We start from the raw sequence: 15323 nt of genomic DNA on the forward strand, positions 1-15323 counted from the left end.
AAAGCCTCGCCAAAATCGAATTTTGATATGGGTCGGGATTGTGACAAGGTTCAGTCCGTTAACAGCGTGAGCAACGCCGCGGCTTTGTTCTCGATCTCCTGCCATTCCAGCGCCGCCTGCGAGCCCGCCACCAGCCCGGCGCCCGCATAGATCCGCACCGTCTCGCCATCAAGCCATGCCGAACGCAGGCTGACGCAGAACTCTGTTTTTTCGAGAGAGAGATAACCGGCAGAGCCCGCGTACCACGCCCTGTCAAAGGGTTCATGAGACGCGATAAAGCGCCGCGCCGCCTCGCGCGGCAGCCCGGCCACCGCGGCGGTCGGCTGCAACTGGCGCAGACAGGCAGTGTCGTCAGGCGTCAGGAGCCGCGCGCGGATCAGGCGTCTGAGGTGCTGCACCCGCCGCAGCCGCACCACCTGCGGCGCCTCGGTATGAATGTCATCCGCGATGGGCTTCAGACGCTCGCAGATATCGTCCACCACCAGCGCGTTTTCGCGCCGGTTTTTATCATCCCCCAGCAGCCACGCCGCGCGTTCATGCGCCTGCGCGTCATCGGAGTGATTTTCCACGGTGCCTGCCAGCGCTTCGGTGTCAAGGGCGAGCCCCTGTCGCCGCCACAGCCGCTCCGGCGTGGAGCCGAGAAAGGCCTCGCGCGCGCTGAACGCCAGATAAAAGTGATAGCAATCACGATTGGCGCGCCGGCTCGCGGCCATCAGCGCCCCGGCGTCGACCGGCGCTGCGAAACGCAGCTCGGTGGCGCGGGCCAGCACGACTTTCGCGAAATCGCCGCGCGCGATGGCCTGCGTCGCCAGCCCGACGCGCTGCGCCGACTGCGCCGCGTCGGGAATGTCGCACCGGCTGACGAAACCCGGCTGAGGCCGGGCTAACGTCATCGCCGGTTGCAGCGCGGCGATCCTTTTTATTCCCTGCGCAGCCGTCTCGTCGTGACCGGGCGTGGCGATAAGCCAGGCGCGCTCGCCTTCGCGACGCAGCTCAAGGCGCGGGATAAAAAGCGATCCGCGCTGCGGCTCAAACGCGTTCAGCCCCCACGCGCGCAACGAAGGCATATCGGCGTGCTGGCGTAAAAAGGTTTCAGCGTCGTGAAGCGTGGTGAAGCGCCGCGCCGCGCCAAGCGCCGCGGCTTCGTCGTGACCATCGCGCGAGCGCCAGTAAAACTTTGGGAAATCAGGCTGCGCGCGCAGCCAGGCGAGAAAATCGTGGTCGACAGGGGAGAATTCAACCGCGCAGCGGTAGAAGCCGGCGGTATCCGGCCGTTGAGCCAGCGCCTCTTGCGCCTGCGCCAGCGCGGCGGCGAACGTCGTCACAGGTATCCCTTCCTTTGCGTGAAAACCCTGCATTCTACGGGGTTTTCACGACAAAAAAAATGGCGCACCCCAAAGGATGCGCCAGCGTGCGGTGCGCTACGCTTAGCGACGGGCTAACAGCAGGCCCAGCACGAGCCCTGCGGCGGCGCCAATCCCTACGCCCTGCCACGGTTTTTCATGCACATAGTCATCGGCACGATACACCGCCTGTTTGGCACGGAAGTAGTAGTTGTCGGAGGCAGAGCTGACGCGGTTTTTCACGTCATGCAGCGCCTGCTCGGCGCGCGCTTTCAGCTCGATATATTTTTGATCCGCCGGGTCGCCAGAGGAGCGCAGGATCTCTTCCAGCGTGTCGCTCAGCAGGGTCAGGTCATCGTCTACACGTGTTTCATAAGGTTGTGAAGATAAAGGCATAACTGGTCTCCGTGTTAACAAGTTACCGGTTTGCTAACTATAGACACAATCACGCTTTTTTGCCTGGCAGCGGTTCGCGACGCATTCCGATGTGCGGGATGCCGTCTTCGTCGTAGATGTCTGTCGCGGGGGTGAAGCCAAACTGCGCGTAAAAGGCCTGCAGATGCGCCTGCGCGCTCAGGTATAGCGGGCTCTGCGGCCAGTGACGCTCGCAGCTTGCGACGGCGCGTTTCATCAGTTCGACGCCCAGCTTTTCGCCCCGCGCCAGCCCTGAAACAATGACCCGGCCTATCGCCACCGGCGCGTCAGACGCATTACTTTTCAGAATCCTCGCATAAGCGATGAGCTGATTATCGCGCCAGCCGAGCAGATGACGGTTCTCGCCCACCAGGTCTTCGCCGTCCACATCCAGATAGGGACAGGTTTGTTCAACCACAAACACCTCGCAGCGCAGCTTCAGCAGCGCGTATAAGGTTGGGACATCCAGCTCAGCGTGATGCTTATCCTGCCAGTCGATCATAATGGGCTCCAGATTGTGCGGCGATCCTCGTTATACTAAAAGCTTTCCCCGATCTTGCAGAGTAAATTCCTCATGGAACTGACATTTTTAGGCACCAGCGCCGGGTTGCCCTCCACCACGCGCAACGTGACGGCCATTGTGCTGAACCCGCAGAATAATCAGTCGGGGCTGTGGCTTTTTGACTGCGGCGAGGCGACCCAGCATCAGATGCTGCGCGCCAGCGCGAACCCCGGTAAGATTGAGAAGATTTTTATCACGCATCTGCACGGCGATCATATCTTCGGGCTACCGGGCCTGTTGTGCAGCCGCTCGATGGCAGGCTGCGAAACGCCGCTTGACGTCTACGGCCCGCAGGGTATCAAAGAATTTATTGAGACCGCGCTGCGCCTGAGCGGCTCCTGGACCAGCTACCCGCTGCGCATCCACGAAATCACCGCAGGCACCGTGCTTGATGATGATGCGTTCACCGTCACCGCGTTTGCGCTGACGCACCCGGTGGAGTGCTATGGCTACCGGATTGAAGAGCGCGACAAGCCTGGCACGCTGGACGCCGCGGCGCTGAAAGCGGCGGGCGTGACGCCAGGACCGCTGTTTCAGCAGCTCAAACGCGGCGAGACGGTAACGCTGGATGACGGACGCACGCTGTGCGGCGCGGATTACCTGAGCGCGCCGCGCCCCGGCAAAAAGATAGCGATTTTCGGCGATACGGGCCCGACGGCGCAGGCGGCCGCACTCGCCCGTGATGTCGACCTGATGGTGCATGAAACCACGCTTGAGGCGGCGATGGCCGAGAAAGCCAACGGGCGCGGGCATTCCACCACGCAGCAGGCGGCGACGCTCGCCCGTGAGGCGGGCGCGAAGCGTCTGGTGATGACGCACTTCAGCTCGCGCTACGACGCGGCGGACTGCCAGCGGCTGCTGGCGGAGTGCCAGGCTATTTTTCCGGCAAGCGAACTGGCGGAAGATTTCCTGACCCTCACGGTATAGCGCCCATAAAAAAACCGCCGGTTACCGGCGGTTTTTGTTAGCTCAGGCTCGCGCTTACATCAGCGGTTTCGCCAGATTGACCAGCGTGATCAGCGGTTGCGGCCAGACGCCCAGCACCAGGACCAGCAGCGCGGAGATAAGCACCACGACGCCGCCTGCGCTGTACGCCCAGTTGGACGGCACATCGCGGTTAAGCTGCTGCGGCGCGTTGAGGTACAGGCTTACCGCGACACGCAGGTAGTAGTAAAGACCAATCGCCGAGCCCACCACGATGGCAGCGGTCAGCCACCACAGGCCTGACTGCACACCCACTGCCAGCACGTAGAATTTGCCGATAAAGCCGAGCGTCATCGGAATACCCGCCAGCGACAGCATCATCACGGTCATGACCGCGGAGAGGATCGGACGGTGCCAGAACAGGCCACGGTAGGAGTAGAGCGAATCTGCGTCCGGGCCGCGATACGGGCTGGACATCAGGCTCACCACGCCAAACGCGCCGAGGCTGCTGAACAGATAGCCTGCAAGGTACACGCCCACGGCTTCCATCGACATTTCGCCGCTTTTCAGCGCAATCAGCGCCACCAGCAGATAGCCGAGATGGGAGATGGAGGAGTAACCGAGCAGACGCTTAATGTTGGTCTGGGTCAGCGCCATCAGGTTACCGAAGAGGATTGAGGCGAAGGCCAGCACGCCTAACACCACGCGTACCGCCTCGCTCTCTCCCACCGGCGCGTAGAGGAACAGACGCATTACCACGCCGAAGATAGCGATTTTGCTCGCGGTGGCCAGGAAGGTCGAAACCGGCGCAGGCGCGCCCTGGTAAACGTCCGGCGTCCAGAGATGGAACGGCACCAGCGAGAGCTTAAAGCCGAGACCGACAATCATCAGGCCGAGACCCGCCAGCAGCAGCGGCTCGTGCAGCATGTTGTCCGCGAGGCTCTTACCGAGCGCCACAAACGACAGGCTGCCGGACTGCGCGTAAACCAGCGCCATACCAAACAGCAGGAATGACGAGGCGGCGGCAGACAGGATGGTGTATTTGATAGCCGCTTCCAGCGAACGCTTCTGGCGGAAGGCGTAGCCCACCAGGCCAAACAGCGGCAGCGAAATCAGCTCAATACCCAGGAACAGCGAGGCCAGATGGTTGGCATTCGCCAGCAGAATGCCACCCATCGCGGCAATCAGCACCAGCAGGTAGAACTCTTCCTTGTTGTCGTTATACCCCTGCAGCCACGGATAAGCGAAAGTACAGGTTGCAAGACTCGCCAGCAGCACCAGCCCGGTATAGAGCATGGCGTAACCGTCCACACGCATCAGCGGCGTGACATCCATCGCGCCTGCCTGACCGACGAACCACAGCGACAGCAGCGCGGCGTTAAGCCCGACGACGGACAGCGTGGCATTCAGGAAGTGGTTACGTCGCCACGCAATGGAGAGCATCACAACTACCACCGTCAATCCGACGATCAGCAGCGGTAGCAGCGCGATCAATTGTTGAGTAGTTATTGTCATGGCGAATTACGGCCTTGTAGTTGAAACAGAATCGGTAAACCACTGCTGAATATTGCTCATCGCCGAATGGGATGTATCCAGAATTGGCTGGGGATAAAAGCCCAGCAGCACCAGAAGCACCACCAGCAGCAGGATCATAAACAGCTCGCGCAGCGACAGGCCGCGGATCTCCTGACGCGCCGCGTCGCTCTTCGGCTGGCCGAAGTACGCGCGATGCAGCATCGCCAGCGAGTAAACGGAAGCGAACACCAGACCGAAAGTCGAAATGACGGTGATAACCGGCACGACCTGGAAGCTGCCGAACAGGATCATGAATTCGCCAACGAAGTTACCGGTGCCCGGCATACCGAGCGTCGCCACAGCAAAGAACATCGACAGGGCCGGAAGCCATTTGATCTTGCTCCACAGGCCGCCCATCTGGCGCATATCGCGAGTATGCAGACGCTCATAGAGCTGACCGCACAGAATAAACAGACCCGCCGCGGACAGACCGTGAGCGATCATCTGGATAACCGCGCCCTGGTAAGCGAGCTGGCTGCCGGTGTAGATGGCAATCAGCACGAAACCCATGTGGGAAACGGAGGTGTATGCGATAAGGCGTTTGATGTCGTACTGGGTGAAAGCCATCCATGCGCCGTAGAAAATACCGATAACACCCAGCCACATGGCGATCGGGGCAAATTCGGCAGACGCGTTCGGGAACAGCGGCAGCGCAAAGCGCAGCAGACCGTAGGCCGCGGTTTTCAGCAGGATGCCCGCGAGGTCGACAGAACCAGCGGTCGGCGCCTGCGAGTGCGCGTCCGGCAGCCAGCCATGCAGCGGCACCACCGGCATTTTCACCGCAAACGCGATGAAGAAGCCGAGCATCAGCAGATATTCGACACCGTGCGACATCGGCGTTTTCAGCAGTTGTTCATAGTTGAACGTCCACTCGTTGGTCGCGTTGTAGTGCACAAACACCAGCGCCAGGATGGCAATCAGCATCACCAGACCGCTCGCCTGGGTATAGATGAAGAACTTGGTGGCCGCCGTGATACGCGTCTTACCGTCCGATGCCTTATGGCCCCACAGGGCAATCAGGAAGTACATCGGCACCAGCATCATTTCCCAGAAGAAGAAGAACAGGAACATGTCGATGGCGAGGAATACGCCGATAACGCCGCCCAGGATCCACATCAGGTTCAGGTGGAAGAAGCCCTGATATTTTTCAATCTCATTCCACGAGCAGAGCACCGCCAGCACGCCGAGCAGGCCGGTCAGTACCACCATCAGCAGCGACAGACCGTCGATGGCTAAGTGGATGGTGATACCAAAGCGCGGGATCCAGTCGTGAATGTACTGGTCCTGCCACTTCGGAAACTCACCGGATTGCGTCAGTGAGTAGCCGCCCTGCAACCAGAGTTGCAGGCCGAGCGCCAGCGTCAGCCCCATGGTAATCAGCGCAATCCAGCGCGGCACCTTAACGCCGAAGCGTTCGGTCTGCCAGCACAGGAAGCCGCCGATAAAGGGAATCAGTATTAGCCAGGGTAGTAACATGGCGATATTTGTTCCTTGTTTAAGTCCCAAAGGGACCGATTTTCAACGAATTCGACTACATCCACGTTTGAGGGCGGTTGACGGTGTCGGGTGGCGCTAACGCTTACCCGCCCTGCCGTCTCCCTCGCCCGGTAGCGCAACGCCACCGGGCAACACCGCCATCTCAAATCAACGCAACACCATCAACAACACCAGCACGACCACCGCGCCGATACTCATTGAGGCCACATACCAGCGCAGATAGCCGTTCTCGCTCAGCAGCAGACCACGGCCTGCGTAGCGGGAAAGAATGGCCGGAATGTTCATCAGTGCGTTAAGCGGATCGCGTTGCAACAGCCAGGCGATACCCAGGAAAGGCTTGACGAACACTTTGTCATACAGCCAGTCGAAGCCCCAGGCGTGGTACCACCAGGTGCCGAAGAAACGACCCGGCGCGCTTTTAGCAATGGCGGTAACCAGCGTACGCTTGCCAAGCCACAGCCAGGCGGCGATCAGAATGCCCGCTATAGCGACCACACCGGAGGTAATTTCAAGCGTCAGAACGCGACCGTGCTCAAGCTCGGTGGTGTCTGGCAGAACGCCCGCCAGCGGAGGCACAATCATCGCGCCAACGAAGGTGGACAGTACCAGCAGCACAATCAGCGGCAGGTGATGGGTAATCCCTTTCCCTGCGTGAGCATGAATTTGTTCTTTACCGTGGAATACGATGAAAATCATACGGAAGGTATACAGGGAGGTCATGAACGCACCGACCAGACCCGCAACCATCAGATTGATATGTCCATTCGCCATGGCACCTGCAAGGATTTCGTCCTTACTGAAGAAGCCCGCGGTGATAAGCGGCAGCGCCGCCAGCGCCGCGCCGCCCACCAGGAAGCAGACATACACCAGCGGGATGGACTTACGCAGGCCGCCCATCTTGAAGATGTTCTGCTCGTGGTGGCACGCCAGAATGACGGAGCCGGACGAGAGGAACAGCAGCGCTTTAAAGAACGCGTGGGTCATCAGGTGGAAAATCGCTGCGTCCCACGCCTGAACGCCAAGCGCCAGGAACATGTAGCCAATCTGGCTCATAGTGGAGTAAGCGAGAACGCGTTTGATATCCGTCTGCACCAGGGCCGCGAAGCCCGCCAGCACCAGCGTAACAGCCCCTACGATACCGACCAGATGCAGCACGTCCGGCGTCAGGAGGAACAGGCCATGGGTGCGGGCAATCAGGTAAACGCCCGCGGTCACCATGGTTGCCGCGTGGATCAGCGCGGAAACCGGCGTCGGGCCCGCCATCGCGTCCGCAAGCCAGGTCTGGAGCGGAAGCTGAGCAGATTTACCGACCGCGCCGCCGAGCAGCATCAGCGTCGCCCAGCGCAACATCTCATTGCCATTAGCAAAGTGCTGCGGCGCCAGTTCGACCATTTCGCGGAAGTTCAGCGTGCCCAGTTCGTTGTAAAGAATGAACAGCGCGAATGCGAGGAAGACGTCACCCACGCGGGTCACGACAAACGCTTTCATCGCCGCAGCGCCATTCTTCGGATCGGCGTAGTAGAAACCGATCAGCAGATAGGAGCACAGGCCCACGCCTTCCCAGCCGAGGTACATCAACAGCAGGTTATCGGAGAGCACCAGCACGACCATGCTCGCGATAAACAGGTTGGTATACGCGAAGAAGCGGGAGTAGCCCTCTTCGCCGCGCATGTACCAGGACGCGAACATGTGGATCAGGAAGCCTACGCCCGTGACCACAGAGAGCATGGTGAGCGACAGGCCATCCAGCACCAGGTTAACGCCGATGTTGAAATCGCCAACGGACATCCAGGTCCACAGCGGCAGCGAGAACGCCTGTTTGCCGTTATTAAAGAAATCAATGCCAGCGTAAGCGGTGACCAGCGCGGCCAGCCCTACAGAGCCTACCCCGACCGTCGCGGAGAGGTTTTCCGACCAGCGTCCGCGAGAGAAGGCGAGCAGTACGTAGCCAATCAATGGCAAAATAATGGTTAATGCGAGCAGGTTCATCCACGCATCTCACTTACTGAATCGATATTCAGGTTCTGGCGACGACGATGGAGTTGCAGCAGCAGCGCGAGGCCGATGCTCGCTTCCGCCGCGGCTAAGCTAATCGCCAGGATATACATTATCTGGCCGTCAGTCTGGCCCCAGTAGCTGCCCGCGACCACGAAGGCGAGCGCGGCGGCGTTAATCATGATTTCCAGCCCAATCAGCATAAACAGCAGATTGCGGCGGATAACCAGACCGGTCAGGCCCAGGACGAACAGAATCGCCGCCAGGATCAGTCCATGTTGTAACGGGATCATGCGCGCTCCTCCGTTTTTCTTTTCGACGCGTCCGACGGAGCCCCGCCGCGCACGCTCACCACATCGCCCGCTTTCTCTTCACGGCCAAGGTGGAAGGCGACAACCAGGCCCGCCAGCAGCAGCATGGACGCGAGTTCCACCGCCAGTACGTAAGGCTGGAACAGGTCTTTACCGACGGCTTTCGCGCTAATCGGATTGCCTTCAATGCCCTGATCGTTAACGCCGAGAATCGCGTAAACGATCACCACCAGCAGGACAGCCGAGAGAATGCCAGGGCCAATCCAGATCTGCGGCTTGAGCCATTCGCGCTCCTGACGCACCACGGAATCCCCGAGGTTGAGCATCATAACCACGAACACGAAGAGCACCATGATGGCGCCTGCGTAGACGATGATTTCCAGCGCACCGGCAAAGTAAGCGCCCAGCGAGAAAAAGACGCCCGCGATCGCCAGCAGCGAAATGATCAGGTACAGCAGCGCGTGTACCGGATTGCTGTGGGTGATCACCCGGGCGGTGGTCAGGACCGCCACGAGGGCGCAGATATAAAAAGCGAATTCCATTCCTGACTCCTTAAGGTAACAGGCCTTTGACGTCGATAGGTTTGGCTTCGTTTTCCGCCTCGCCCTTATCTTTGCCGTCGATTGCCATACCCGCCATCCGGTAGAAGTTATATTCCGGGTATTTGCCCGGACCGGAAATCAGCAGGTCCTCTTTTTCATACACCAGATCCTGGCGCTTAAACTCGCCCAGCTCGAAATCCGGCGTCAGCTGGATTGCGGTCGTCGGACAGGCCTCTTCGCACATCCCGCAGAAAATGCAGCGCGAGAAGTTAATGCGGAAGAATTCCGGGTACCAGCGGCCATCTTTGGTCTCTGCTTTTTGCAAAGAGATACAGCCCACCGGACAGGCGACGGCGCACAGGTTACAGGCTACGCAGCGCTCCTGACCGTCCGGGTCGCGCGTCAGCACGATACGTCCACGGTAGCGCGGCGGCAGATAAACCGGCTCTTCCGGATACATGCGCGTTTCGCGTTTGGAAAACGCGTGCAGGCCAATCATCCAGATACTGCGTAGTTGGGTGCCGAAACCAACCACTATGTCTTTCAATGTCATGGTTTTTCCACCCCTTATGCTGCTGTCTGCCAGAGAATGACAGCCGCGGTTACCAGCAAGTTGATAAGCGTCAGCGGCAGGCAAACTTTCCAGCCGAAGGACATTACCTGGTCATAACGAGGACGCGGTAATGCGGCGCGAATCAAAATAAACATCATCATGAAGAACGCGGTTTTCAGCGCGAACCAGATGAAAGGCGGTAACCAGGGACCTTGCCAGCCGCCGAAGAACAGCGTCACGATCAGCGCGGAAACCGTCACAATCCCGATATATTCGCCCACGAAGAACAGGCCGAACTTCATGCCGGAATATTCGATGTGGTAACCGTCAGCCAGCTCCTGCTCGGCTTCCGGCTGGTCAAACGGGTGACGGTGACACACCGCAACGCCCGCGATAGCGAAAGTCACAAAGCCGAAGAACTGCGGGATAACGTTCCAGATATGCGCCTGGTTGTTAACGATATCGGTCATGTTGAAGGAACCCGCCTGCGCGACGACGCCCATCAGGGAGAGCCCGAGGAACACTTCGTAGCTCAGCGTCTGCGCGGAGGCGCGCATGGCGCCCAGCAGAGAGTATTTGTTGTTGCTCGACCAGCCCGCGAACAGCACCGCATACACGCCAAGACCGGCCATCATCAGGAAGAACAGGATCCCGATGTTGAGATCCGCCACCACCCAGGTGGGGCTTACCGGTACGATGGCGAACGCCAGCAGCAGCGAGGTGAACGCGATCATCGGCGCCAGCGTAAAGATAACGCGGTCAGAGAAGCGCGGAACCCAGTCTTCTTTGAAGAACATCTTGATCATGTCCGCGACCAGCTGGAGCGAACCGCCCCAGCCAACGCGGTTTGGTCCGTAGCGGTTCTGGAAGAGGCCGAGCAGACGACGCTCGCCAAAACTCATGAACGCGCCGCAGCTCACGACCACCAGCAGAATGACCACCGCTTTAAGGATGCTGAGCAGGATCTCGATAACATCCGGTGTCAACCAACTCATTGCGCAGCCTCCTGCAGATTTTCAAGACGAGCGCCAGCCATGACAGGCGCGATGCCCGGCATGCCCATCGGCAGACCGACCTGCCCTTCCGTCAGCCCTTCAGACAGCTGCAGCGGTAGCGTGATGGTCTGGCCTTCATAGTTGAAGGAAACCTTCGCGCCCGCATTAACGCCAAGCTTCGCGGCATCTGCCGGATTCAGGCGGATATACGGCTGCGGCATACGGCTCTGGAAGACCGGCGAACGCTGCGACATTTCATCGCTGCCGAACAGGTGATAGTAAGGCGCGATACGCCACTGGCCATCCTGCGGCGCGAAGCGCTGCGGCACGGTCGTGAAGTAGTCGATAGCGCCCTCGCCCGCCTCAATGAGGCGCACACCCGGATCGCCGTGGCGCAGATGGCCGCCCACTTCGTCCTGGAATTTGTTCCAGGCCTGCGGGGAGTTCCAGCCCGGCGCCCAGGCGAACGGCACCTGAGAACGCGGCGCGTCCGGATGGTTGTTCCCTTCCATCGAGAAGGAGAACATGGTGTCTTTATCCTGCGGCTGACGCGGTTCATGCACGCTGATATTGGCGCGCATCGCGGTGCGGCCACTGTAACGATGCGGTTCGCGCGCTAATTTCTGGCCGCGAATGCGGAACGTCGCGTCCGGCGCGGCATCTTTAATGCCCGCCAGCTGCGGCAGCTTCTCGATACAGGCGTCGATCACATGGTCGAGCTGCGTCCAGTCCGGATGCCTGTCCTGCAGCGTGCTGTGCAGCGAATGCAGCCAGCGCCAGCTTTCCAGCATCGTCACCGTGTTGTCGTAGTAAGACGGATCGTAAACCTGGAAGAAGCGCTGCGCGCGGCCTTCGTTGTTGATGACCGTGCCGTCACTTTCAGCGAAGCTCGCAGTAGAAAGCACCAGATGCGCGTGATCCATAATCGCGGTGCGCTGATGGTCAATCACCATGACCAGCGGCGCTTTGGAGAGCGCGGCGTCCACGCGGGCCGCCGAGGCGTGCCGATGCAGATCGTTTTCCAGCACGATAACCGCGTCGGCGCTGCCGGTTTCCAGCTCGTTCAGCGCGTCGTCAAGCGAACCGCCGCCAATCATGCCAAGACCGACGCTGTTCACCGCACGAGCGATCATCGTGATGCCGACATCGGCGCCGCGGCCTTTCAGCGCTTTCGCGACGTTCGCGGCCGCCTGAATCATCTCGACGCTACCGGCGTTGGTACCGGAGATAATCAGCGGTTTTTTCGCGCCAGCCAGCGCCTGGACAATGACGTCAACTTTGTTTTGCAGATCGCTACCCAGCCCTTCAACCGCAGGCGAGGCGGCGTCCAGCGCGTTCGCAATGGCAAAGCCCAGACGCGCCTGATCTTCAACCGGCGCGCGATAAGTCCACGCGGCGATATCGTCCAGACGGGTACTGTCGACGTTGGTCACGAACAGCGGATGTTTGGCGCGCTGGCCGATGTTCAGGATGGCCGCAATCTGCCAGTCAGCCACTTTCTGGGCCGCTGCCATTTCGCGCGCTTTGCCTTTCACCGCCTGACGCACCGCCAGCGCGACACGCGCGCCGGTCTGGGTGATGTCTTCGCCCAGCACCAGTACGGCGTCGTAAGATTCAATCTCACGCAGCGCCGGCGTGCGGATGCCGCTGTCACGCAGCACTTTAAGCATTAACTGCAGACGTTCCTGCTCGCCCGCCGCGATGCCGGTATAGAAGTTTTCAGCGCCAACCAGTTCGCGCAGCGCGAAGTTGCTCTCAACGCTCGCCCGCGGGGAGCCGATACCGATGACTTTCTTCGACTGACGCAGAATATCCGCCGCGCCCTGCATCGCCTGATCGGCGTTCAGGGTGATGAGGTCATCGCCACGGCGCTGTACCGGACGACGCGGACGGTCTTTCAGATTGACGTAGCCGTAACCGAAACGACCGCGATCGCACAGGAAGTAGTGGTTAACAGTACCGTTATAGCGGTTCTCGATACGACGCAGTTCGCCGTAGCGCTCGCCAGGGCTGGTGTTGCAGCCCAGTGAACACTGCTGGCAGATGCTCGGCGCGAACTGCATATCCCATTTACGGTTGTAGCGCTCGGAGTGCGTTTTATCGGTGAACACGCCGGTCGGGCAGATTTCCACCAGGTTGCCGGAGAATTCGCTCTCAAGCGTACCGTCTTCCGGGCGTCCGAAATAGACGTTGTCATGCGCGCCGTAAACGCCGAGATCGGTGCCGTCAGCGTAATCTTTGTAGTAACGCACGCAGCGGTAGCAGGCGATGCAGCGGTTCATCTCATGATTGATGAACGGCCCCAGATCCTGATTGCGGTGGGTACGTTTGGTAAAACGATAGCGACGGAAGCTATGACCGGTCATCACGGTCATATCCTGCAGGTGGCAGTTACCGCCCTCTTCGCAGACCGGACAGTCGTGCGGGTGGTTAGTCATCAGCCACTCTACAACGCTTTCGCGGAACTGCTTCGCTTCGTCGTCGTCAATAGAGATAAAGGTGCCATCGGATGCCGGCGTCATGCAGGACATCACCAGGCGACCACGGGTATCTTCCGCGTTCTGATATTGCTTCACCGCGCACTGGCGGCAGGCGCCGACGCTTCCCAGCGCCGGATGCCAGCAAAAATAAGGAATATCGAGGCCGAGCGACAGACACGCCTGCAGCAGGTTGTCCGCGCCGTCTACCTCATATTCTTTGCCGTCTACATGAATCGTAGCCATAGTCAGCATGCTTCCAGTTGGCCTGGCGCGAGCCAGGCGTTAATCAAAATGCTTTTACCAGCGCGTCTTGAGCAGGTTCGGCTGAATACCATTAATGGCACGGGTGTTGCCTGGGGTCTGCTTAATGCCCGCTTCGAATTCGTCACGGAAATATTTAATCGCGCTCTGAAGTGGCTCTACGGCACCTGGCGCATGGGCGCAGAACGTTTTACCCGGGCCCAGGAAGCGGCAGAGCTGCTCCAGGGTTTCGATATCCCCCGGCTGCCCTTCGCCGCGCTCCAGCGCGCGCAGGATTTTTACGCTCCACGGCAGACCATCACGGCATGGCGTACACCAGCCGCAGGACTCACGCGCGAAGAACTCTTCCAGGTTGCGCACCAGCGACACCATGTTGATCTCATGGTCGACCGCCATCGCAAGCGCGGTGCCAAGACGGCTGCCCGCTTTACCGATGCTGGCGAATTCCATCGGCAGATCGAGATGCGCGTCTGTCAGGAAGTCTGTCCCCGCGCCGCCCGGCTGCCAGGCTTTGAATTTCAGACCATCACGCATGCCGCCCGCGTATTCTTCGAGAATTTCACGCGCGGTGGTGCCGAAGGGCAGCTCCCAGACGCCAGGGTTTTTCACGCGACCGGAGAAGCCCATCAGCTTGGTGCCTTTGTCTTCGCTAGTCGACAGGCCCTGATACCACTCGACGCCGTTGGCGAGAATGGCCGGCACGTTGCACAGGGTTTCCACGTTGTTCACGCAGGTCGGTTTACCCCATACGCCGCTGGATGCCGGGAACGGCGGCTTGGAACGCGGGTTGGCGCGACGGCCTTCCAGCGAGTTAATAAGCGCCGTCTCTTCGCCGCAGATATAGCGGCCCGCCCCGGTGTGCACAAAGAGTTCGAAATCGAACCCCGAGCCGAGAATGTTTTTGCCAAGCAGACCCGCTTCGGTCGCTTCCGCGATGGCGCGGCGCAGGTTAACGGCGGCTTCAATGTATTCGCCGCGCAGGAAGATGTAGCCGCGATAGGCTTTCAGCGCGAACGCGGAGATCAGCATGCCTTCCACCAGCAGGTGCGGCAGCTGTTCCATCAACATGCGGTCTTTATAGGTGCCCGGCTCCATTTCATCGGCGTTACACAGCAGGTAACGGATGTTCATGGATTCGTCTTTCGGCATCAGGCTCCACTTAAGGCCAGTGGAGAAGCCTGCGCCGCCGCGCCCTTTGAGACCTGCGTCTTTCACTGCATTGACGATTTCATCCGGCGCCAGGCCGGTGAGCGCCTTGCGCGCGCCTTCGTAGCCGTTTTTGCTGCGGTATTCTTCGAGCCACACCGGCTGCTTGTCATCGCGCATGCGCCACGTCAGCGGATGCGTTTCGGCAGTACGAATAATCTGTTTCATTTGTACTGCTCCAGAAGCTCAGGGATCCCTTCCGGCGTCAGATAACTGTGAGTGTCCTCATCAATCATCATGGTCGGCCCTTTGTCGCAGTTACCCAGGCAGCAGGTCGGCAGCAACGTGAAGCGTCCGTCAAACGTGGTCTGGCCCGGTTTGATGCTCAGATGTTTTTCAATCGCGGACTGGATCCCCTGATAACCAGTGATATGGCACACCACGCTGTCGCAGTAGCGGATCACGTGACGGCCTACCGGCTGGCGGAAGATCTGGCTGTAGAAGGTCGCGACCCCTTCGACGTCGCTCGCCGGGATGCCGAGGACTTCCGCTATCGCATAGATAGCGCCGTCCGGCACCCAGCCACGCTGTTTCTGAACGATTTTCAGCGCTTCAATGGACGCCGCACGCGGGTCTTCGTAGTGGTGCTTCTCGTGCTCAATCGCCTCACGCTCTGCCGCACTCAGCTCAAAAGCCTCGTTCTGTGGTTGTTGATTCTCGTGCAT

At 59.8% G+C, this 15323-nt stretch carries 14 protein-coding genes; 1 reads left to right on the forward strand and 13 read right to left on the reverse strand.

What is annotated here, in order from left to right:
- Positions 1-50 precede the first annotated feature (50 nt).
- The 3 genes from menF to AFK67_RS14130 form a co-directional block, all read right to left on the reverse strand.
- Positions 51-1325: an isochorismate synthase MenF gene (gene menF, locus AFK67_RS14120; RefSeq protein ID WP_038883129.1), complete on the reverse strand. Its 1275-nt coding sequence runs from the start codon at positions 1323-1325 to the stop codon at positions 51-53.
- A 102-nt stretch (positions 1326-1427) separates the two neighbouring features.
- Positions 1428-1739: a stress response protein ElaB gene (elaB, locus tag AFK67_RS14125; RefSeq protein WP_007716076.1), complete on the reverse strand. Its 312-nt coding sequence runs from the start codon at positions 1737-1739 to the stop codon at positions 1428-1430.
- 49 nt (positions 1740-1788) lie between these two features.
- Positions 1789-2259, reverse strand: coding sequence for a GNAT family N-acetyltransferase (locus tag AFK67_RS14130; RefSeq protein WP_007716074.1), 471 nt, complete (start codon positions 2257-2259; stop codon positions 1789-1791).
- Positions 2260-2331: 72 nt separating this feature from the next.
- Here AFK67_RS14130 and rnz point away from each other — a divergent pair, with 72 nt between their 5' ends.
- Positions 2332-3246, forward strand: a complete 915-nt coding sequence (rnz, locus tag AFK67_RS14135) for a ribonuclease Z (RefSeq protein ID WP_038883127.1) — start codon at positions 2332-2334, stop codon at positions 3244-3246.
- 54 nt (positions 3247-3300) lie between these two features.
- On the opposite strand, the gene nuoN is transcribed toward rnz, so the two are convergent.
- From nuoN to nuoE, 10 genes are all read right to left on the reverse strand, one after another.
- The gene (gene nuoN, locus AFK67_RS14140) at positions 3301-4758 is read right to left on the reverse strand and encodes an NADH-quinone oxidoreductase subunit NuoN (RefSeq protein ID WP_007716069.1); all 1458 of its coding nucleotides are present in this window, start codon (positions 4756-4758) and stop codon (positions 3301-3303) included.
- A gap of 6 nt (positions 4759-4764) precedes the next feature.
- Positions 4765-6294: an NADH-quinone oxidoreductase subunit M gene (nuoM, locus tag AFK67_RS14145; protein WP_007716065.1), complete on the reverse strand. Its 1530-nt coding sequence runs from the start codon at positions 6292-6294 to the stop codon at positions 4765-4767.
- 168 nt (positions 6295-6462) lie between these two features.
- On the reverse strand, positions 6463-8304 hold the full coding sequence (gene nuoL, locus AFK67_RS14150) for an NADH-quinone oxidoreductase subunit L (protein WP_007716064.1): 1842 nt from the start codon (positions 8302-8304) through the stop codon (positions 6463-6465).
- Complete coding sequence (gene nuoK, locus AFK67_RS14155; protein ID WP_004388260.1) at positions 8301-8603, reverse strand: NADH-quinone oxidoreductase subunit NuoK; 303 nt, start codon at positions 8601-8603, stop codon at positions 8301-8303. Before nuoK ends, nuoL begins: the two co-directional genes overlap by 4 nt.
- A complete protein-coding gene (nuoJ, locus tag AFK67_RS14160; protein ID WP_007716054.1) occupies positions 8600-9163 on the reverse strand; it encodes an NADH-quinone oxidoreductase subunit J in 564 nt (187 codons plus the stop codon). The genes nuoK and nuoJ overlap by 4 nt, the downstream gene beginning before the upstream one ends.
- A 10-nt stretch (positions 9164-9173) precedes the next feature.
- A complete protein-coding gene (nuoI, locus tag AFK67_RS14165) occupies positions 9174-9716 on the reverse strand; it encodes an NADH-quinone oxidoreductase subunit NuoI (protein WP_007716051.1) in 543 nt (180 codons plus the stop codon).
- A 14-nt stretch (positions 9717-9730) separates the two neighbouring features.
- Positions 9731-10711 carry an NADH-quinone oxidoreductase subunit NuoH gene (gene nuoH / locus AFK67_RS14170; RefSeq protein WP_007716048.1) on the reverse strand — a complete coding sequence of 327 codons (981 nt, stop codon included), beginning with the start codon at positions 10709-10711 and terminating at the stop codon, positions 9731-9733.
- Positions 10708-13434 carry an NADH-quinone oxidoreductase subunit NuoG gene (nuoG, locus tag AFK67_RS14175; RefSeq protein ID WP_007716046.1) on the reverse strand — a complete coding sequence of 909 codons (2727 nt, stop codon included), beginning with the start codon at positions 13432-13434 and terminating at the stop codon, positions 10708-10710. Before nuoG ends, nuoH begins: the two co-directional genes overlap by 4 nt.
- 54 nt (positions 13435-13488) lie before the next feature.
- Positions 13489-14826 (reverse strand): NADH-quinone oxidoreductase subunit NuoF, encoded by a 1338-nt coding sequence (gene nuoF, locus AFK67_RS14180; protein WP_007716044.1) that lies wholly within the window; start codon positions 14824-14826, stop codon positions 13489-13491.
- Positions 14823-15323 (reverse strand): NADH-quinone oxidoreductase subunit NuoE, encoded by a 501-nt coding sequence (gene nuoE, locus AFK67_RS14185; protein ID WP_004388650.1) that lies wholly within the window; start codon positions 15321-15323, stop codon positions 14823-14825. Before nuoE ends, nuoF begins: the two co-directional genes overlap by 4 nt.

Source organism: Cronobacter dublinensis subsp. dublinensis LMG 23823 (genome assembly GCF_001277235.1).
GTDB lineage: Bacteria > Pseudomonadota > Gammaproteobacteria > Enterobacterales > Enterobacteriaceae > Cronobacter > Cronobacter dublinensis.